Annotated in this window: 19 protein-coding genes and 1 tRNA gene; 14 read left to right on the plus strand and 6 right to left on the minus strand. The window is 68.9% G+C overall.

Going from position 1 to position 18,567, the window contains the following annotated elements; genetic code table 11:
• Positions 1-43 precede the first annotated feature (43 nt).
• The 3 genes from gltX to tadA all read left to right on the plus strand — a co-directional run bounded on the left by gltX (position 44) and on the right by tadA (position 2,754).
• Complete coding sequence (gene gltX, locus R3E10_00905; GenBank protein MEZ4414291.1) at positions 44-1,468, plus strand: glutamate--tRNA ligase; 1,425 nt, start codon at positions 44-46, stop codon at positions 1,466-1,468.
• A 98-nt stretch (positions 1,469-1,566) separates the two neighbouring features.
• Positions 1,567-2,232 (plus strand): S24 family peptidase, encoded by a 666-nt coding sequence (locus R3E10_00910; GenBank protein MEZ4414292.1) that lies wholly within the window; start codon positions 1,567-1,569, stop codon positions 2,230-2,232.
• Between the two features lie 30 nt (positions 2,233-2,262).
• Positions 2,263-2,754 (plus strand): tRNA adenosine(34) deaminase TadA, encoded by a 492-nt coding sequence (gene tadA / locus R3E10_00915; GenBank protein ID MEZ4414293.1) that lies wholly within the window; start codon positions 2,263-2,265, stop codon positions 2,752-2,754.
• Here the strand turns inward: tadA and R3E10_00920 are convergent.
• The gene (locus tag R3E10_00920; GenBank protein MEZ4414294.1) at positions 2,751-4,751 is read right to left on the minus strand and encodes a Na+/H+ antiporter NhaC family protein; all 2,001 of its coding nucleotides are present in this window, start codon (positions 4,749-4,751) and stop codon (positions 2,751-2,753) included. The genes tadA and R3E10_00920 overlap by 4 nt on opposite strands.
• A 211-nt stretch (positions 4,752-4,962) precedes the next feature.
• On the opposite strand from R3E10_00920, the gene R3E10_00925 reads away from it, so the two are divergent.
• Entirely contained in the window at positions 4,963-5,937 is a 975-nt protein-coding gene (locus tag R3E10_00925) for an aspartate carbamoyltransferase catalytic subunit (GenBank protein ID MEZ4414295.1), read from the plus strand.
• Entirely contained in the window at positions 5,934-7,226 is a 1,293-nt protein-coding gene (locus R3E10_00930) for a dihydroorotase (protein ID MEZ4414296.1), read from the plus strand. Before R3E10_00925 ends, R3E10_00930 begins: the two co-directional genes overlap by 4 nt.
• A gap of 17 nt (positions 7,227-7,243) precedes the next feature.
• Here R3E10_00930 and rpsT read toward each other — a convergent pair whose 3' ends face one another.
• Positions 7,244-7,501, minus strand: a complete 258-nt coding sequence (gene rpsT / locus R3E10_00935) for a 30S ribosomal protein S20 (GenBank protein ID MEZ4414297.1) — start codon at positions 7,499-7,501, stop codon at positions 7,244-7,246.
• A 128-nt stretch (positions 7,502-7,629) separates the two neighbouring features.
• On the opposite strand from rpsT, the gene R3E10_00940 reads away from it, so the two are divergent.
• Genes R3E10_00940 through upp form a run of 6 tightly spaced genes read left to right on the plus strand, consistent with a single transcriptional unit; the run spans position 7,630 to position 12,905 of the window.
• The gene (locus tag R3E10_00940) at positions 7,630-8,280 is read left to right on the plus strand and encodes a site-2 protease family protein (GenBank protein MEZ4414298.1); all 651 of its coding nucleotides are present in this window, start codon (positions 7,630-7,632) and stop codon (positions 8,278-8,280) included.
• A gap of 5 nt (positions 8,281-8,285) precedes the next feature.
• Positions 8,286-9,086, plus strand: a complete 801-nt coding sequence (locus R3E10_00945; GenBank protein MEZ4414299.1) for a segregation/condensation protein A — start codon at positions 8,286-8,288, stop codon at positions 9,084-9,086.
• On the plus strand, positions 9,083-9,868 hold the full coding sequence (gene scpB / locus R3E10_00950; GenBank protein ID MEZ4414300.1) for an SMC-Scp complex subunit ScpB: 786 nt from the start codon (positions 9,083-9,085) through the stop codon (positions 9,866-9,868). Before R3E10_00945 ends, scpB begins: the two co-directional genes overlap by 4 nt.
• A gap of 19 nt (positions 9,869-9,887) precedes the next feature.
• Positions 9,888-10,613, plus strand: a complete 726-nt coding sequence (locus R3E10_00955; GenBank protein MEZ4414301.1) for a pseudouridine synthase — start codon at positions 9,888-9,890, stop codon at positions 10,611-10,613.
• Positions 10,610-12,250 carry a short-chain dehydrogenase gene (locus R3E10_00960; protein ID MEZ4414302.1) on the plus strand — a complete coding sequence of 547 codons (1,641 nt, stop codon included), beginning with the start codon at positions 10,610-10,612 and terminating at the stop codon, positions 12,248-12,250. Before R3E10_00955 ends, R3E10_00960 begins: the two co-directional genes overlap by 4 nt.
• 16 nt (positions 12,251-12,266) lie before the next feature.
• A complete protein-coding gene (upp, locus tag R3E10_00965) occupies positions 12,267-12,905 on the plus strand; it encodes a uracil phosphoribosyltransferase (GenBank protein MEZ4414303.1) in 639 nt (212 codons plus the stop codon).
• An 86-nt stretch (positions 12,906-12,991) separates the two neighbouring features.
• Here upp and R3E10_00970 read toward each other — a convergent pair whose 3' ends face one another.
• A complete protein-coding gene (locus R3E10_00970) occupies positions 12,992-14,476 on the minus strand; it encodes a TrkH family potassium uptake protein (GenBank protein MEZ4414304.1) in 1,485 nt (494 codons plus the stop codon).
• Between the two features lie 10 nt (positions 14,477-14,486).
• Positions 14,487-15,830, minus strand: coding sequence for a Trk system potassium transporter TrkA (gene trkA, locus R3E10_00975; GenBank protein ID MEZ4414305.1), 1,344 nt, complete (start codon positions 15,828-15,830; stop codon positions 14,487-14,489).
• A gap of 91 nt (positions 15,831-15,921) precedes the next feature.
• Between trkA and R3E10_00980 the strand changes: the two genes are divergently transcribed.
• Positions 15,922-15,995: transfer RNA gene (locus tag R3E10_00980), tRNA-Ile, on the plus strand.
• Positions 15,996-16,065: 70 nt separating this feature from the next.
• On the opposite strand, the gene R3E10_00985 is transcribed toward R3E10_00980, so the two are convergent.
• Entirely contained in the window at positions 16,066-16,443 is a 378-nt protein-coding gene (locus R3E10_00985; GenBank protein ID MEZ4414306.1) for a peptide chain release factor-like protein, read from the minus strand.
• Between the two features lie 70 nt (positions 16,444-16,513).
• Between R3E10_00985 and R3E10_00990 the strand changes: the two genes are divergently transcribed.
• On the plus strand, positions 16,514-17,668 hold the full coding sequence (locus tag R3E10_00990; GenBank protein MEZ4414307.1) for an AI-2E family transporter: 1,155 nt from the start codon (positions 16,514-16,516) through the stop codon (positions 17,666-17,668).
• On the plus strand, positions 17,658-18,164 hold the full coding sequence (locus R3E10_00995) for a hypothetical protein (protein ID MEZ4414308.1): 507 nt from the start codon (positions 17,658-17,660) through the stop codon (positions 18,162-18,164). Before R3E10_00990 ends, R3E10_00995 begins: the two co-directional genes overlap by 11 nt.
• A gap of 48 nt (positions 18,165-18,212) precedes the next feature.
• On the opposite strand, the gene R3E10_01000 is transcribed toward R3E10_00995, so the two are convergent.
• The gene (locus R3E10_01000) at positions 18,213-18,428 is read right to left on the minus strand and encodes a cold-shock protein (GenBank protein ID MEZ4414309.1); all 216 of its coding nucleotides are present in this window, start codon (positions 18,426-18,428) and stop codon (positions 18,213-18,215) included.
• Positions 18,429-18,567 lie beyond the last annotated feature (139 nt).

Here is an 18,567-nt window from a genome sequence, read left to right on the forward strand (position 1 = left end):
CCCGCTTCCACGCTCTCCGACCGGGACCTTCGCTCCGACACCGATGTCCATGCGCCTGCGCTTCGCCCCGTCGCCCACGGGCTACCTCCACGTCGGTGGTGGCCGCACGGCCCTGTTCAACTGGCTCCTGGCCCGGGGCCAGGGCGGTGTGTTCGTGCTCCGCATCGAGGACACGGACCGGGAACGCTCCACCGAGGCCGCCACCCGGGCGATCCTGGAAGGGATGGCGTGGCTGGAGCTGGATTGGGACGAAGGTCCGGTGTTCCAGAGCCAGGGCGTCGAGCGTCACCGCTCCGACGCCTTCCGCCTCCTGGAGGAGGGGAACGCCTATCGGGACTTCTCCACGCCGGAGGAGATCGAAGCAGACCGGGCCGCGTTGAAGCGCGGGGAGCGCCGTCCCTACCGCGAGCGCGCTGACGCGCTGTCCGAGGCGGAGGTGGCCGAGCGGGTGGCGGGCGGCGTCCCCTTCGCCATCCGCTTCCGGGTCCCCGCGGGCGAGACCGTCTGGGAGGACCTCGTGCACGGAGAGACGCGCTTCCAGAACGACCAGATCGAGGATCTGGTCGTTCTCAGGGCCGACGGTACGCCGACGTACAACCTCGCCGTGGTGTCGGACGATGTGGACATGCGCATCACACACGTCATCCGCGGAGACGATCACCTCTCCAACACCCCCAAGCAGATCCTCCTGTACCAGGCGCTGGGACACGCCCTTCCGATCTTCGGCCACGTGCCGCTCATCCTGGGCACCGACGGGCGCCGTCTGTCCAAGCGGCACGGGGCCACCGCGGTGGGAGAGTATCGCACGCAGGGCATCCTCCCCGAGGCGATGGCGAACTTCCTGGCGCTGCTGGGCTGGAACCCGGGAGACGAACAGGAGGTGATGACCCGAGCCGAGTTGATTCAGCGCTTCTCCATGGAGCGAGTGCTGAAGAAGAGCGCCGTGTTCGATCCGGAGAAGTTGGAGTGGCTCAACGGACAACATCTGGCCCGCCGCACGGCCGCTTCGCTCGAGGCGCTGGTGCGGGAAGAGGCCGAGCGTCGTGGGCTCGCGGGGCAGATCGACGCCGAGTCGCCGGAACGTGTGCGCACGCTCATCGACCTGATGAAGGTGCGAGCGCGCACGATCCCGGAGCTGCTGCAGCGTATGGCGCCGCTTCTGGGAGACTCCGTCGAGTACGACGACAAGGCTGTGCGGCAACATTGGAAGCACCCGGAGGAAGCCAAGGAGCGGCTCGGCGCCGTCTCCTCGGCGTTGCTGGACGGGGCTTGGACCGTGGAGGCACTGGAGGAGCGACTGCGTGCGCTCGCGGAGCAGCGCGCGGAAGGGGCGGCGAAGCTCATTCATCCCTTGCGCGTTGCCCTCACCGGCCAGAGCGCCAGCGCCGGCATCTTCGATGTGTTGGCGTGGCTGGGCCCCGACCGCACCCAGGATCGTATCGCTCGGGCGCTGGAGCGCCTGGGTTGACGCGCGGGATGGGCGGACCGGCGCCATGCTTGACACGTCCATACACGGCCGGTAGCCTAAGCGCCCGAACCTAACCGCCGGAAGGAACGCCACCCCGAATGCAAACCGCGACCCCCCTGTCGCTCACCGAGATCGAGCAGAAGATCTTGGACTTCATGGTGTCGTATCTGCGCACCAATACCTACCAGCCGTCGATTCGCGAAATCGGTGAACGGTTCGGTATCCGCAGCACCAAGACCGTCTCCGAACATCTGCGCGCCCTGGCCGAAAAGGGCTATCTCGAGCGTGACCCGTCCCGCTCGCGCGGCGTTAAGATCTTGGGGGTGGACCTCAGCGCAGAGACGGTGTCCGTTCCGTGCTTCCGGCGGCTTCCCACCGGTGCCGTCAACGGCGCGGGTGACCTGCTGGAATCCCGCCTGGTCATCGACAAGAAGGTCGCGGCCAGCGAGGGCTGTTTCTTCGTGCGGGCGCGCGGGGACGAGCTGGCGGCGCTCGGAGTGGAAGATGGTGACCTCGTGCTCCTGGAACCCGTCGAGCTGCGCGCGCTGCCCGACGGCAGCACGGTCGCCTACGAGACCGGGGCCGGGACCGGGTACGCACGGGTCTTCCAGACGGGCGCCGGACTGGAGCTGCACTCGACGCGCAGCGCCCAGGGCCCCGCGGATGCGGTCGACCCTCGCTCGATTCGGGTCGTGGGACGCGTGGTGGCACTGCTGCGCCGGCTGCCGGAAACACCGGTCGGCGGATCGCTGACCGCGCACTGAGCCGTCCGCCCCGTGGGCGAGACCGACCGCATGTGGATGGCTCGGGCGCTGGAGCAGGCCCGCCTGGCCTGGGCACGTGACGAGGTTCCCGTCGGAGCGGTGCTGGTCCGGCGGGGACGCCTCCTGGCCGAGGCCCACAACCGCACCGTTCTCGATGCCGATCCCACGGCGCACGCCGAGTCGGTCGCGATCCGCGCCGCCGCTGCCTCGCTCGGAGACTGGCGACTGCTCGATGCCACCTTGTACGTGACCTTGGAGCCCTGCGCGATGTGCGCCGGGGCCATCGTGCTGGCGCGGATCCCTCGATTGGTGTTCGGCGCCCACGACCCCAAGGCCGGGATGGCGGGATCGCTTCAGAACCTCGTCCAGGATCCCCGCCTGAATCACCGCGTGGAGCTCACCTCCGGCGTCCTCTCCGAGCCGTGTGGGGACCTGTTGCGCGACTTCTTCCGGGCCCGGCGGGGCAGCGGACCCGGCGCGGGCGCTGCGGCCGCCGGGCCGCACGACGTTGCCGCCGGCTAGGCCGGCTCGGTCACCGGCGTCCCGAACGTGCGCAGCACACCCCAGAGGACCAGCAGCGCGGCGGGGAGTGCCACCCACACGGGCAGCCCGAACGCGGTGCCCAGGTCCCCCAGCACCAGCCCGACGGCGCCCACCAGCAGCGCGTAGGGAAGTTGCGTGCGCACGTGGTCGACGTGGTCGCACGCCGAGGCCATCGAGCTCATCACGGTCGTGTCCGAGATCGGGGAACAGTGGTCGCCCCAGATCGCCCCGGCCAACACGGACGAGATGGCGCTGAGCAGAACCGTGTGGTGCGTTCCGCCGGCGAACCCCGTCCCTCCGCCCAGCGCGACCGTCAGCGGAATGACCAGCGGCAACATCACCGCCATGGTGGCCCAGGAGGTTCCGGTGGCGAAGGCCATGGCACCCGAGATCACGAAGACGATGGCCGGGATGAGCGAGAGGGGGAGCGCGCCTTCCAGCAAGCTGGCCAGGTAGGCCGCGGTGCCCAGCTCTTCGGTCACCGCCCCCAGCGACCAGGCCAGCACCAGGATCACCATGGCGAGCATCATGGAGCGCACGCCGGAGACCCAGGCCTCCACGGCCTGGGACATCGTCAGCAGGCGCTGCACCATGGAAAGCGCCACCGCGGTCAACACCCCGGCCAAGGCGCCCCACAGCAACGTCGCGAACGGGTCCGCGGCCGCCAGGACCTCGCGTAGACCGGCGCCTGGCTCGACCGCTGCCCGGCCCGTCATCAACAGCCCCAGAAGCACGACCAGAACCACGGCCAGGACCGGGATCGCCGCGTTCCACCAGCGCAGCGGCGTTCCGGGCGCCGGCTCCAGCAGGCCCTCGTGGGAGTCCGCGGCCAACATGGCCCCGGCCCGATGGAGCCCCTCTCCGCGGGCGGCGCGCCGTTCCGCCACGGCCATGGGACCCAGGTCCCGGTTCATCAGCGTGGTCATGAGCACGAAGCTCAAGGCCAACAGAGGGTAGAAGAGGTAGGGAATGGTGTGGAGGAAAACCGTGAAGGGGTTGGCGGCCAACATCTCGGCGGCCATGGCGGGGTCGGTGGCCCGCTGCTGCTCCGCGGCGATCTCGAGGCCTCCTTTGATCAGTCCGATCTCGTAGCCCACCCAGGTAGAGATGGGCACGATGGCGGCCACCGGCGCGGCGGTCGAATCGACGATGTAGGCGAGCTTCTCGCGGGAGATGCGCAGGCGGTCGGTGATCGGCCGCATGGTGTTGCCGACCAGAAGGGTGTTGGCGTAGTCGTCGAAGAAGATGGCCAAGCCCGCCAACCAGGTGGCCAGCTTTCCGCGCCGGACGGATGTGGCCAGCCCCTCCAGGGCTTCCACGATGCCGCGTGTACCACCGTTCTTCGCGATCAGTCCCACCATCCCGCCCAGCATCATGGAGAACACCACGATGGTGGTTTTCCCATCCGAGACATCGCCCAGCTGTGGCACCACGAAATGGTCGACCAGACGGCCCGTGGCGCTCAGGGGGTGGAACCCGGTCAGGACCAGTGCGCCGATCCAGATGCCGGCGAACAGGGCCGAGACCACCTCGCGCAGCAGCAGGGCGAGCGCGATGGCGATCAGGGGCGGGATCAGGGAGAACCAGCCCGGTGCGTAGGCGGGTGTGACCGAGGTCTGTACCCCTCCCACCTGGACCTCCAGGGGCAACTGGCCGCGACCGGACACCCGGAGGGGCTCGGTCGTGGCCTGGGCTCCCGCCTGGACGGTGCCGCTGCTCAGGCGCGAACCGGCGGCGTCCAGGATCTCGAACTCGAGGGGGCCCGTCTGCCCACCCTGGAGGTGGAGCGTGAAGGGAACCCCGCCCAGCACGGTCCGGGGCGGATCTACGACCTCCTGTGCCGCGGCGGCTGGGGCGAAGGCCAGGACGGTCAGCAGGGTCAGGAGGAGGCCGCGGCCGGGTGCTGCGCGAACCCGGCTTCGAGGCGTGCATGGGGCACACAGGCACGCGAGCGGGGGAGCGGCTTCGTCCATCATCCATGCCTCATGGGTGGTAGGGGAGGGTGATCATGGGCAGGGTCACCGTCCCGGTCCAGGGCGCGCGTCCTCGTGACCCCGGGGCCTCCGTTGACGGCATCCCGGGGCGCGGCCAACTTTGCCCCGCCCGTCCGTCGGTACGACTCCAGCCCATGCAGAGTCACCTCCTGAGATCATTGCACTCGCGGGTGCACCCGCACCTGGATCCGGCGTGAAGCCCGCGTCGGGCATTCTGGGCAAGGACCTTCTGGGCCTGGCGGGGCTCACGCCCGAGCAGCTGACCGCCATCCTGGATGCGGCGGAGCCCTTCCGCTCGGCAGCGGAGGAGGGGGCTCGCAAGATCCCCATGCTCCAGGGCACCACGGTCGCCAATCTCTTCTTCGAGCCCTCCACCCGCACCCGCATCTCGTTCGAGTTCGCCGAGAAGCGCATGGGTGCAGACACGGTGAGCCTGGCCGTGGCCGCCTCCTCGCTGCAAAAGGGAGAGACCCTGGTCGACACCGCGCGCAACGTGGAAGCGATGGGCATCGAGATGGTGGTGATCCGGCACGGCTCGTCGGGGGCAGCTGCCTTCTTGGCCGAACGGATTCCTTCGCGGGTGATCAATGCCGGTGACGGTGCTCATGAGCACCCCACCCAGGCCCTCCTGGACCTGCTCACCCTCCGCCAGCATTTCGGACGTCTGGAGGGACTCAAGGTTTGTATGGTGGGTGATGTGCTGCATTCCAGGGTCGCTCGTAGCAACATCTTCGGCCTTCGGGCCCTGGGGGCCGAGGTGGCGGTCTGCGGCCCCCCCACGCTGGTACCGGCGACCTTCGAGGACCTGGGCGCCCGGCGCTTTCTGCGGTTGGAGGAGGCCATCGCCTGGGCGGATGCCCTCAACGTGCTGCGCCTGCAACAGGAGCGGATGACCGCCGGCTACGTCCCCAGTCTCCGGGAGTATCACCGGATCTTCGGGATCACCGAGGAGCGGCTGGAGGCGGCCCGCCGGGAGCTGTTGATCCTCCACCCTGGACCCATGAACCGCGGCGTCGAGATCGACTCCACCGTCGCAGACGGCCCCCACTCGGTCATCCTCCGTCAGGTCACCAACGGGGTGGCGGTGCGTATGGCCGTGCTCTATCTGCTGGCCGATGGGGATCCGGCCGCAGCGTCGGGCGCGGTCGGGAAGGCGCGGGCCCAATGAGCGGGGTGAGGCCGCTTCTGCTGCGTGGGGGTCGGGTCGTCGATCCCGCCCATCGGGTGGACGGCCGGCTGGACGTGCTGCTGGCCGACGGACACGTCGCTGCGATCGGCGAGTCCCTGGAGGCCCCGGAACAGGCCCTCGTGTTGGACGTGAACGGAAAGGTCGTAACTCCAGGCCTGATTGATGTTCACGTCCACTTGCGAGAGCCGGGTGGCGAACACAAGGAGACCATTGAAAGCGGCCTGAAGGCGGCTGCGGCCGGTGGGTTCACGGCCGTGTGCGCGATGCCGAACACCGATCCGCCCCTGGACGACGCTTCCTCCATCCGCTTCGTGCTGGAACGAGGCGCTCGGGTGCGAGGGGCGCGTGTGTATCCGGTGGGCGCCCTCTCGCGCGGTCGTAAGGGCGAGCGGCTGACGGACGTCGGAGAGCTGGTCGACGCCGGCGCGGTGGGGATCACGGACGACGGCGACCCCATCATGGACTCCGGTCTGATGCGGCTGGCGCTGGAATACGCCCAGACCTTCGGGATCCCCGTCGCCGATCATGCCGAGGACCTGGGCCTGTCCGCGGGCGGCCACATGAACGACGGGCCCACCGCGACCCGGCTGGGGCTCAAGGGAAAGCCGGGGGCGTCCGAGGAGTCGCACATCTACCGCGACCTCCTGGTCGCCGAGCTGACCGGGGGCCACATCCACCTCCAGCACGTGTCCACCCGGCTGGGGGTCGAGGCCATTCGCATGGCCAAGGCGCGCGGCGTCCACGTCACGGCCGAGGCGGCGCCCCACCATCTCCTCCTGACCGAAGAGGCGGTCGGGGCCTACGACACCAACGCGAAGATGAACCCGCCGCTCCGTCGGGCCGATGACGTGGCCGCGGTGCGGGAGGGGCTACGCGACGGAACGTTGGACGTCCTGGCCACGGACCACGCACCCCATCACCGGGACGAGAAGGACCGCACCTTCGATGAGGCGCCCTTCGGGATCGTGGGGCTGGAGACGGCCGTGGGCCTGGTGCTCACGCACGTGCTGGGCGAAGGCCTGCTGGACCTTCCGACGCTGGTGGACCGCATGAGTGCCCAGCCGGCCCGGGCGTTCCGCCTGACAGGAGGGTCCTTGGCGGTGGGCTCGGTGGCCGATGTCACCGTGCTCGACCTGGAGCACGAATGGGTGGTCGATCCCAAGCGCTTCCGCTCGAAGAGCCGTAATACGCCGTTCGGGGGCTGGAAGCTGAAGGGACGCGCCATCGCCACCATCGTGGGTGGCGATGCGGTCTGGACGCTGGAGTGAGGCCGGGGAGGGGGGAGCTAGGCGGCCAAGCGGGCGACGTGCCGAGCCAGGCGCGCCTTGAAGCGGGAGGCCCGGTTCGGGTGGATCAAGCGCCGGGTCGCCGCGCGATCGATCAGAGCTGCCGCCTCGCGAAGGCGGGCCGTGGCGTCGTCGGAGGAACCAGCCTGCAGGACCCGCTTGATGGCGGTGCGCAGGCGGGACTTGGCGGCGCGGTTGCGCTCCTGAGCCTTGAGGCTCGTACGCATGCGACGCTTGGCGCTCTTGATGTTCGGCATGGATCGATGGCAGTTGGGTTCCGGCCCGCCGGCAGTCACGGACCGTGAGCCATGAAGGCTAATCCCCCCCGCTACCAGGGTCAACCGCCCCGGGATCGCGTGATGCCCCCTTCCGTGCGGGGGTCCCGGTGAACGCCGTTCTCGTGGTGGCAGTCCTCATCGGGTCGGTGGTCCTGCACGAGCTCGGGCACGCCTGGGTGGCGGACAGGGAAGGCGACCATACGGCGCGCAACCAGGGCCGGATCACGCTCAATCCGATCTCCCATCTCGATCCGGTGGGGTCCGTGCTGCTCCCGCTGCTGCTGTTCCTGAGCACCCAGGGGACCGCCGTGTTCGGGTGGGCGCGTCCGGTGCCCGTGCAGCCCGCCAACTTCCGGCACCCGGTCTGGAGCGACCTCAAGGTCTCCCTGGCCGGGATCGCAGCCAATCTGCTGCTCGTCCCGGTGGGGACGCTGCTGGTGATCGGCGCCCTCAAGGCGGAGCCGCTGCTCGGTGTGCGCTTGGCCGATGGAGTCGTCTTCGCCGGTACGCTCGTCATCCAGATCAACCTGACCCTGGCGGTCTTCAATCTCCTTCCGATTCCGCCCCTCGACGGATCACACGTCCTGTATCACCTTCTTCCGCGGAGGGCCCGAGCGGCCTACCGGTCGTTGGACCGTTTCGGCTTGCTGGCCCTCATGGTTCTCCTGCTTCTCGTTCCCGATGCCCTCGACGTGGTCTTCTGGCCCGTCGCCCGGTTGTCCGAATTGACGAACGCCTTCATCCGCTTGTGGATCTGACCGTCGTGGAAACGACGACCCCGGCCCCGCCCCAGGAGGCGGCCGCCCTGCTCGTAGTGGACCTGGACCGCTTCCAGGGACCGCTGGATCTGCTGCTGCACCTGATCCGGCAGCAGGACATCGACATCTTCGATATCCCGATCTCTCGGATCACGCACCAGTTCCTGGCCGCCATCCAGGGGATCCAGGCGGTGGATCTGGAGAACGCCGGCGAGTTTCTGGAGATGGCGGCGACGCTGGTGCGGATCAAAGCCCAGATGCTCCTCCCCCGTCACGGCGACGACGAGGAGGACGACCCCCGGGCGGAGTTGGTGCGCCGCCTCCTCGAATACGAGCAGATCCGGGAGATCGCCGAGCGGCTCCTCCACGCGGAAGCGGAGCGCGGGCGCCGCCGTGGCAAGGGGTACATCGAGGCACGCGCGCCCCGCAAGGTCGAGGAGACGCCGCTGGAGACGACCTGGGAAGAGGTCCACAAGGCCGCGCTCCGGGTGACCCTGCCCGATCCGGTGCCTCACCACGAGCACCGGGTCACGCTGCGACCCGTGGCCATCGAGGAGAAAGTGGACCTCATCCTCGATTCCTTGCGGGCCGAGGCGCGGGTGCGGTTCAGCCGACTGGTGCGCCCGTGGAAGGAGCGCATGCACGGGGTCATGACGCTGCTGGCCGGGCTGGAGCTCTCCCGCAGGCGGTTGGTGGCGCTGAGGCAGCTCCGCCCTTTCGCCGAGTTGTGGGTGTTCCGTCAGAACGACGAGGAGCCCGTGCCGCGTGACGTCCTGCTCGAAGAAGATCCGTCGGAGGCCGCTTGAAGCCAGCACAGATCGTTGAAGCCGTACTGTTCGCCAGCGACGCCCCCTTGAGCGTTGCCGACCTGGTGCGCGCCGACCCCGATCTCGATGAGGACGTCGTCGAGGCGGCCATCGCCGACCTGCGGGCGATCTACGACGAGGAGGGCCGCGCCTTCCAGATCCTGGAGATCGCCGAGGGCTACCAGATCCTGACCCGCCCCGAGTTCGCCCCCTATCTGGAGCGGTTCGACAGCGTCCCTCGTCCGAACCGTCTGTCGGGACCCGCTCTGGAGGCGCTGGCCATCATCGCCTACCGGCAGCCCATCGGTCGGATCGAGATGGAGTACGTGCGTGGCGTGAACTCCGCCGGGGTGATCCGGACCCTGCACGAGCGTGGGTTGATCGACGTGGTGGGTCGCTCCGAAGGCATCGGGCGTCCACTGCTCTACGGGACCACCCAGAAGTTCCTCGACCACTTCGGATTCACCTCGATCGAGGATCTCCCGCGTCCGGAGGAGTTGCCGGTGGTGCTGCGGGAGCGGATCCCACTCGGCATCGAGGAGTTGCCGCCACCGGAGGCTCCGGCCGATATCGCCCCTGCCGAAGCGCCGGAGGGGGATCGGGATGCGACCGGGTCCGACGTCGAGGACGTGGACGAGGGGCGCCCCGGTGCCGCTGCGACTGGGGAGGCCGATTCCGACGCGGAGGCGGGCGCGGCCGACCCGTCCGAGACGGACGAGTACGACGCGTTGGTGGCCTCGGAGGCCGGAGGGAACTCCGCGGTAGATTCCGAAGATCGTTGAACCGACATCGGACAAGCCGTTGCGGATCCAGAAGTTTCTTTCTCAGGCCGGCGTGGCGTCTCGGCGGGCCGCCGAGGAGTTGATCCGGGCGGGCCGCGTTCGCGTCAATGGCCAGCTGGTCACCGAGCTGGGGAGCAAGGTACGCCCGGACGCGGACCGGGTGAGCGTCGACGGGCGGCTCGTCCGACCGGCGGCGTCGCGCTGGATCCTCCTCAACAAGCCCTCGGGCACGGTGACCACGGCTCGGGACCCGCAGGGGCGCCCCACGGTGTTCGACCTGCTTCCGCCCGACGCCGCCGGGTTGCGTCACGTTGGGCGTCTCGACCGCGACAGCGAGGGCCTGCTCCTGTTCACGAACGACGGAGACGCGGCGCAGGCCTTGCTCCACCCTCGCTTCCAGATGGAACGCGAGTATGAAGCCTGGGTGGTGGGCGCTCCCGACCGCACGACCCTGGAGCGGCTCGAGCGAGGTGTGGTGTTGGAAGACGGCCCGGCCCGGGCGCGGCGTGTCCGGGTCGTCGAGCGCGTGTCGGCCGGGGCCCGCGTGCGCCTCGTGATGACGGAGGGGCGCAAGCGGGAGGTGCGTCGGCTTCTCGCCGCGGTGGGGCATCCCGTGCGGCGCCTCCGGCGCATCCGCTTCGGCCCCATCCGACTCGCAGACCTTCCCCCCGGTGAGAGCCGGGACCTGACCGCAGAGGAGCGGGCCGCGTTGACGGACCTGCTCCGCTCACAGCACGAGTCATGAATCTCGAGAACAAGACCGTCCTGATCCTGGGGGGGGCCGGCCTGGTGGGGCAGGCCGTGGCCCGGCGCATTCTTGCACACGGACCCGCTCGGGTCGTGTTGACCTCGCTCCGGGAAGCGGAGGCCCGCGAGGCTGCCGAAGCCCTTGCCACGGACCATCCCGGACGTGTGGAGCCGGCCTGGGGCGATCTCTTCGTGCTGGACGGCATGCGGGAGATGGACCGCGAGTCGATCCTCTCCGATCCAGCGCGTCGCGGGTCCTGGATCTCCGATCTCTACGGCGAGCTCACCGCCGAGGTGCTGGGTCGCTCGGCGTTGGGGGCCCTGCTGGAGCGTGTGAGGCCCGACGCCATCGTGGACTGCATCAACACGGCCGGGGCGCTCGCCTACCAGAACGCGTTCGCTTCGGCGGCCGCGCTGCGCGAGCGGGCGCGCACCGGCGTGACCGACCTCGACGCCGTCGAGCGCCATCTGGCGACGCTCTACCTTCCGCAGCTCATCCGGCACGTGCAGATCGCCTTGGAGGGCATGCGACGGGCCGGCACCCAGGTGTACGTCAAGATCGGCACGGCCGGCACGGGCGGGATGGGGCTCAACATCCCCTTCACGCACTCGGAGGAGCGCCCCTCCCGTGTGTTGTTGGCCAAAGCGGGATTGGCCGGTGCGCATACGCTGCTGCTCTACCTGATGGCCCGCACTCCGGGCGCCCCCGCCGTGAAGGAGGTCAAGCCGACCGCGGCGATCAGCTGGAAGTCGATCGGATACGGGGTGATCAAGAGAGGCGGCCGCCCGGTGACGCGCGTCGACGCCACGGCACCCCAGTCGTTGGGCGCGGCCTTCGCGGCGGACGGCGGCGGTTGGACGGAGATGGAGCAGCCCCTGGAGGGGGTCTACCTGGATGCCGGCGAGAACGGGCTGTTCACGCTGAACGAGTTCGAGGTGTTGACCTCGCTCGGACTGATGGAGTTTCTCACGCCGGAAGAGATCGCCGACAACGTGGTGCGCGAGATCCAGGGCTACCCCACCGGACGGGACGTCGTGGCGGCGCTCGATGCCTCCACGATGGGGCCGACCTATCGGGCAGGCGTGATGCGGGCCGTGGCTCTGGACCGCATGGAGGCCCTGGAGCGCGAACACGGAACCGAAGCGGTGGCCTACGAGATGCTCGGGCCGCCTCGCCTGTCCAAGCTCCTCTTCGAGGGAGCGCTCCTGCGACGGCTCTGTGGCACCGACCAGGCGGCCCGTGCCCTCGATGCCGACGAGGCAGCGGCCGGGGCGCAGGCCCTCGTCGAAGAGGATGCGGATGTGCGGCAGCGCATCCTGACGGCTGGCCTGCCGATTCTGTTCCCGTCGGGAGACCGGGTGCTGCGAGGGCGCGTGGTGCACGCCTGGCCGGACGCCGCAGGGTTGGACGAACGGGCCGTCGAGCGGGGCTGGGTGGATCTACGGGCTTCGAACTGGGCGCGTTGGCGCTCCCGCTTCACGGCCGTGGCCGCGGAACAGCAGCGGGCGCCCACGGTCGATCACGGCTCCCTGGCGGATCACGATCCCTCGGTGAAGGATGATCGCATTCGGCCCGGGCAGATGGCTGCCTGGATCCTGCGCCGGGAAGAGTCGGGCGAGCGCATCAAACGCTGACGCGGGAGCACGTTCCATGACGTTGCCCAGCACCCTGACGGTGGTGGATCATCCGCTGATCCAGCACAAGCTCACGCGTCTCAGGGACCGGACCACACCGACCAAGCGCTTCAAGGAGCTGGTCGACGAGATCGCGGCGCTCATGGCCTACGAGGCCACCCGCGATCTGCCCCTGGAGGACGTCGAAGTAGAGACGCCGCTCGAGCGGGCCCTGGGCCGACGCCTCAAGGGCAAGAAGCTGGTGCTGGTGCCGATCCTGCGCGCGGGGCTGGGCATGGTGGAGGGCATTCAGCGCCTGATCCCCGGCGCCCGCGTGGGCCACTTGGGGATCTATCGCGACGAAGCGTCCTTGGAAGCCGTGGAGTACTTCGCCAAGGTCCCGAGTGCCGCCGGCGACCGAGAGTTCCTGGTCCTGGACCCGATGCTGGCCACGGGCGGATCGGCCGTCGCGGCAGTCGAACGCCTGCGTGCGCGAGGCGCCTTGCGGATCCGGTTCCTTTGTCTGGTCGCCGCGCCGGAAGGCGTGCGACGGCTCGCCGCCCATCATCCGGACGTGCGTGTGTTCTGTGCGGCGCTCGATCGCGGACTGAACGAGCACGGGTACATCCTGCCCGGGTTGGGAGACGCCGGAGACCGGTTGTTCGGCACGCGCTGACCACATGTCCGGCGCGCCGAAGACCGCCGTGGCCCGTCTGCTGCAGGCCCGCGGTCGCTCCGCAGGCCCGTGCGTGCCGTCTGACCTCAGCGGAGGCCGCTGCGGGCGGTCCGACCGGTGCGGGTCCACATCTCCGGGTGGAAGAGCAACACGACCGTGTACAGCTCCAAGCGGCCGACCAGCATGAGCAGGGTCAGCAGACCCAACTCCCCGCCGGACATCCAGCCGTAGTTGTCGACCGCTCCCACCTCGCCCACGCCCGGTCCGATGTTGCCCAAGGAGGAAAGCACCGCGCCGATCGACGTGTAGGCATCGACGCCCAGCAGGGCGAGACCGACGATGCCCGCCACGGCGAGCATGCCGTAGAGCAGCACGAAGCCGAGCACATCGTCCATGATCTCCTCCTTGACCTTTCGGCCTCCCACCGAGGCCAGGAAGATGCCCCGCGGGTGGAGGTGTCTGCGGATCTGGATCCCCATGTGCTTCAGGATGAGCAGGATGCGAATCGACTTGATGCCGCCGCCCGTCGATCCCGCCATACCGCCGGTGAGCATGAGGGCCAGGATGAGTGCGACCGCGCCCGGAGCCCACAGCTCGTAGTCTGCGGTGATGTAGCCGGTCGTGGTCACGATGGAGACGACCTGGAAGAGCGCGTCGCGGCCGGCGCGCTCCAACTCGCCCAGCCCCCACCCGTACGAACCCGACGTGAGGTTGACCAGCGCGATCGCGAGCGAGGACGCGAGGATCAAGCCCGTATAGAAGCGCCACTCCGGCTCGCGCAGGTAGGGAGGGCGGCCCGAGACGGCGCGGAAGTGCAACGCGAAGTTCACGCCGGCCAGGTACATGAAGACGATGGTCACGTAGTGCACGTAGGCCGAGTCGAAGGCCGCGATGGAGGCGTTCTTGGTCGAGAAGCCGCCGGTGGCCAGCGTTGTGAACGCGTGGTTCACCGCGTCGTAGAGGCTGAGGCCGCCGAACAGATAGAGGACGACCTGCGCCGTCGTGAGCCCCAGGTAGACGAACCAGAGCAACTTGGCCGTCTGCGTGATGCGGGGACGCAGGCGCTCCGTGGTCGGTCCGGGCACCTCTGCCCGGAAGAGCTGCATGCCTCCCACACCCAGGTACGGGAGTACGGCGATCACCAGCACGATGATCCCCATGCCGCCCAGCCACTGGGTGATCGACCGCCAGAAAAGCACGCCGCGGGGAAGCGACTCGATGTCGGAGAAGACCGTCGCTCCGGTGGTGGTGAAGCCCGAAATGGATTCGAACACCGCGGCCGGGATCGAGCCGAGGCTTCCGGTCAGGAGATAGGGCAGGGCTCCGAAGACCCCGATGGTGCTCCAGGCGAAGGCCACGATCCCGTAGCCTTCCTTGGAGCCGATGTCGTCCCGGAAGCGTGTGAGGCGGTAGGCCACGAAGCCGACCGCAGCCGAAATGACGGTGGAGAGCGCCAGTCCCAGCGCGTCGCCGTCCCCGTACCAGAGCGCAACCGCGGTGGAGAGAGCCATCGCGATGGCGACAACCACCAGCAGGAGGCCGACTACGTTGACGACGTGACGGAGCGACATCGGGAATCGGTCAGTCGAAGAATCGTTCGACGGAGGCCAACGCATCGGGAAGCCCGAACACGATGACGTCGTCGCCCGCTTCGAATGCGTCGTGACCGCGCGGCGCCAGGATCTGATCGCCACGCAGGATCACGCCCACCAGCACGCCCCGGGGAAGATCCAGCTCCTGGATGGTCTTGCCGACGGCCCGTGCATCGGGCTTCACCTTGAACTCGAAGGCCTCGGCGTCGGTACCGGTCAGCGATGCCACGGTGAGCACGCGTCCCCTGCGCACGTAGCGCAAGATGGCGTTGACCGTCGACAGGCGAGGGGACACCGCCGCGTCGATCCCGACCCGCGGCACCAGGGGCAGATACTCGAAGCGCTCGATGAGGGCGATGACCTTGGCTCCGCCCACGCTCTTGGCCAACAGGCTGGACAGCAGGTTGGTCTGGTCGTCCCCCGTGCAGGCCACGAAGCCGTCCACGCCGGCGACGCCCTCCATCTCCAGAAGCTCCAGGTCGGTGGCGTCTCCGTGCAGCACCAACGCCTTGGGGAGCAGCTCGGCCAATTCCAGGCAGCGCCGCCGGTCCCGGTCGATGATCGTGCAGTCCACGCCCAGGTTGCCCAGCCCCTCGGCGAGATACTGCCCCTCCAGGCTGCCGCCCGCGATCATGACGCGTCGCAACGGCCGGGCGTCGTAACCCGCCAAGGGCGGAATGCTCTCGACTTCGGCGGTGGGCGAGAGCAGGTAGATCTGGTCGCCCGCTTCCATGGCCGACGTCCCGGTCGGGATGATGGTCTCTCCGTCCCGGACAATGGCCACGGTCACGTAGTGGAAGCCCTCCAGATCGCGCGCCAGCTCGGCCAGCGGACGGCCGGCGATGGGTGCGCCCTCGCGCACGCGCAAGCCCAGCAGCTGCACGCGCCCGTTGGCGAAGGGGACGACATCGGTGGCCACGGCGCTGCGGAGCAGCTCCAGCGCTTCCTTGGCGGCCTCGCGCTCGGGGTTGATCAGGCGCTCGATCCCCAGCTGCTCGGGAGAGAGCACACTGCCCGAAGCGTAGTAATCCGGGTTGGAGACGCGCGCGACGGTGTGGGGAACGCCCAGCCGACTGGCCGCGAGACAGGCGATGAGGTTCACCTCGTCCTGGCTGGTCACCGAGAGCAGCATTTGCGCGCGGCGGATTCCAGCCTGATCCAGCACCGGCACCGAAGCACCGTTCCCCTGCAGGGTCAGGATGTCGAGCTGCTCGGCCACGTACTCGATCCGGTCCGGATCCGAATCGATGAGGACGACGTCCTGGCTCTCTTCCGACAACCGCCGCGCCAGGTGGAAGCCGACCTGGCCTCCCCCCACGATCAGTACTCGCATCGGCCCTTCCGGTCACTGGTCGCCCGAAGCTAACCCTTGCCTCGGGGGTGTCAAAGCCGAGGCCCAACGGTACTTTGCAGGCGATGAATCGGGGCCCGTAGCTCAGTCGGTTAGAGCACCGGACTCATAATCCGAGGGTCGCAGGTTCGAGTCCTGCCGGGCCCATTGACGGCGCAGCAGCGGGCGGACCCGGAGGCGCCGCCGTCCCTCCCGTTGTCGACGGGGGCAGCGCTTCCTAGCCGTCCGTCTCGGGGGGGCGGCGCATGTCCTTCGTGCGCTTACGCCGACGCTTCTCCTCCAGGCGGCGAGCCTTTTCCGCGGCAGGCACCTTGGTGGCCACGCGTTTCCTGCGGGGACGGGCGCGCTCCTCCAGGCGACGACGGAGCTCCGCGAGCGCGGCCTCGAGATTGCGTCTCTGGCTGCGGTGGGTGCGCGAGGTGACCACGAGCCCGGTGGGGACGTGCACCAAGCGCACGCCGGACTCGGTGCGATTCTGGTGCTGACCCCCTTTGCCACCCGCCCGGAAGGTGTCGACGCGACACTGGTCCAGGAGCGCGGAGTCGTCCGGGGGCGGGGGCGTGGGCGAGGTCTCGGGGGGCTGGTCTTCGGCCATGGCGCGGGATCGTTCGTGCTGAAGCAAGGTATTGGGAACACCGTACCCGTAACGCGACGGAACGTTGAGCATGAGCAGGGAATCGGGGTCTGATCGACCGTGGCTGGAAGGGCACCCGGGGGCGCGAGCGCTCCTGCTGGGTGCCTGTCTGGTTGTCGTGGTCGGCGGCCTGCGCGTGGCCGCGCCGATCCTGGTTCCGTTCGCCCTGGCGCTGTTCCTGACCGTCCTTTCCCTTCCGTTGCTGTTGTGGCTCCGCAAGCGCAAGGTGCCGGGCTTCCTGGCGGTCGCGGTCACCGTTCTGGTGAACGCAGCCGTCTTCGGTCTGGTGGTGCTGCTCGCCATCCAGTCGGTCAGCGACTTCCAGGACCGCTACCTGCTGTATGCGAGTCGCTTCCGTGGGCTCTGGGCGACCTGGGTCGATGCCCTCCAATCGCGCAACGTGCCGATTCCGGATCAACTGTCGCCCGATCCCAGCTCCGTGTTCGCGTTCATCGGATCGGCCCTGCAGGGGGCCGCCTCGGTGGTCTCGGGCGCCTTCCTGGTCCTGATCATCCTGGTCTTCATCCTGAGCGAAGCCACCGTGTTCCCGCAGAAGTTCAGGGCCATCTTCCGCCGTGAGCCCGTCGGCCCGCGCGGGCGCATGCAGAAGACCGTCAAAGAGGTTCAGGACTACCTCGGCATCAAGACGCTCGTGAGCCTGACCACCGGAATCCTGATCGGGTTGTGGGCCTGGTCGTCGGGGCTGGATTTCCCGGTGCTGCTGGGGCTCATCGGGTTCGTTCTGAACTACATCCCCACAGTGGGGTCCGTGCTGGCCTCCGTGCCCGCGGTCTTTCTGGCCCTGATCCAATACTCGGCTGGACACGCCGCGCTCGTGGCCGTGGGATACCTCGTGATCAACGTCGTACTCGGCAATTTCATCGAGCCGACCCTGCTGGGACGCCGGCTGGGCCTGTCCTCCCTGGTGGTGATTCTCTCGCTGCTGTTCTGGGGATGGGTGTGGGGCCCGGTGGGGATGCTGCTGGCAGTGCCGCTCACCATGGTGATGAAGATCATGCTCGAGAACACGCAGGATCTGAAATGGGCCGCGGTCTTGTTGGACAAGAGTCCGCCGGCCCGGACCTCGCGTGGCGGGTCTCGGCCGGAGCCGGCCGCGCCGGTGGTGGGCACGCCGGCCGCCACGCCCTCCCTCACCACCCGCGCGGGGACCACGGATGCCGCGTGATGCCTGGGCGTCGATGCCCGATTCGTCACGGTTGTGGGCCTTCGGGACCGACCGGCCCCTGACGGCGGCGGAGGAGCGACGGCTCCTCGAAGTGGTGGACGGTTTCCTGGACGACTGGCGTGCACATGGGCATCCCCTGCGCGCTGCACGCGATTGGCGCGAGGGTCGCTTCCTGCTCGTCGCTGTCGATCAAGCCAGCGAGCCGCCCTCCGGGTGCTCGATCGACGCTCTGGTGCGCACCCTCAAATCCCTGGAAGACGAGCTGGCCCTGGGGCTGGTGGATCACGCGGCCGTCTGGTTCCGTGACTCTGCGGGAGCGGTGATCCGCGTCTCGCGCAGCGAGCTCAAGAACCGGATCGGGGAGGGCGTGGTGGGGAGCCGGACTCCGGTGTTCGATCTCACCGTCACCCGTTTGGGCCAGGTCCTGCGGGAGGGATTGGAGCGCGAAGCCGCGTCCACCTGGGTGGGTCGCGCCTACCGGCTGGAAGTGGAGTAGCGCTCCGGGCAGGGCCCGGAGCGCTACGTCGATCCGGGGACGCCTGCCTCAGGCCCCCAGGCGAACCACGTTCTCGGCCGCCGGCCCTTTCGGCCCCTCGACCAAGTCGAATTCCACCCGCTCCCCTTCGGCGAGGCTCTTGAAGCCGTCGCCTTGGATTGCGGAGTAGTGCACGAAGCAATCCCGGTCGCCGCCGCCCTCAGGCGCGATGAAGCCGAAGCCCTTGCTGTCGTTGAACCACTTCACGGTACCCGTGGTCCTCATGATGCGCGTACTCCTCCACTTGGGTGCCGACGCCGCCTTGGCCGACGTCCGCATGGTCCCGGGGGTGACGATTGTGGACCAGGCACGACCCTCGCGCCCTCCAACCCAAATCACCACCCTACCAACCCGGCCTCGGGCC

The sequence above is a fragment of the Gemmatimonadota bacterium genome (genome assembly GCA_041390105.1).
Taxonomy (GTDB): domain Bacteria; phylum Gemmatimonadota; class Gemmatimonadetes; order Longimicrobiales; family Gaopeijiaceae; genus JAGQIF01.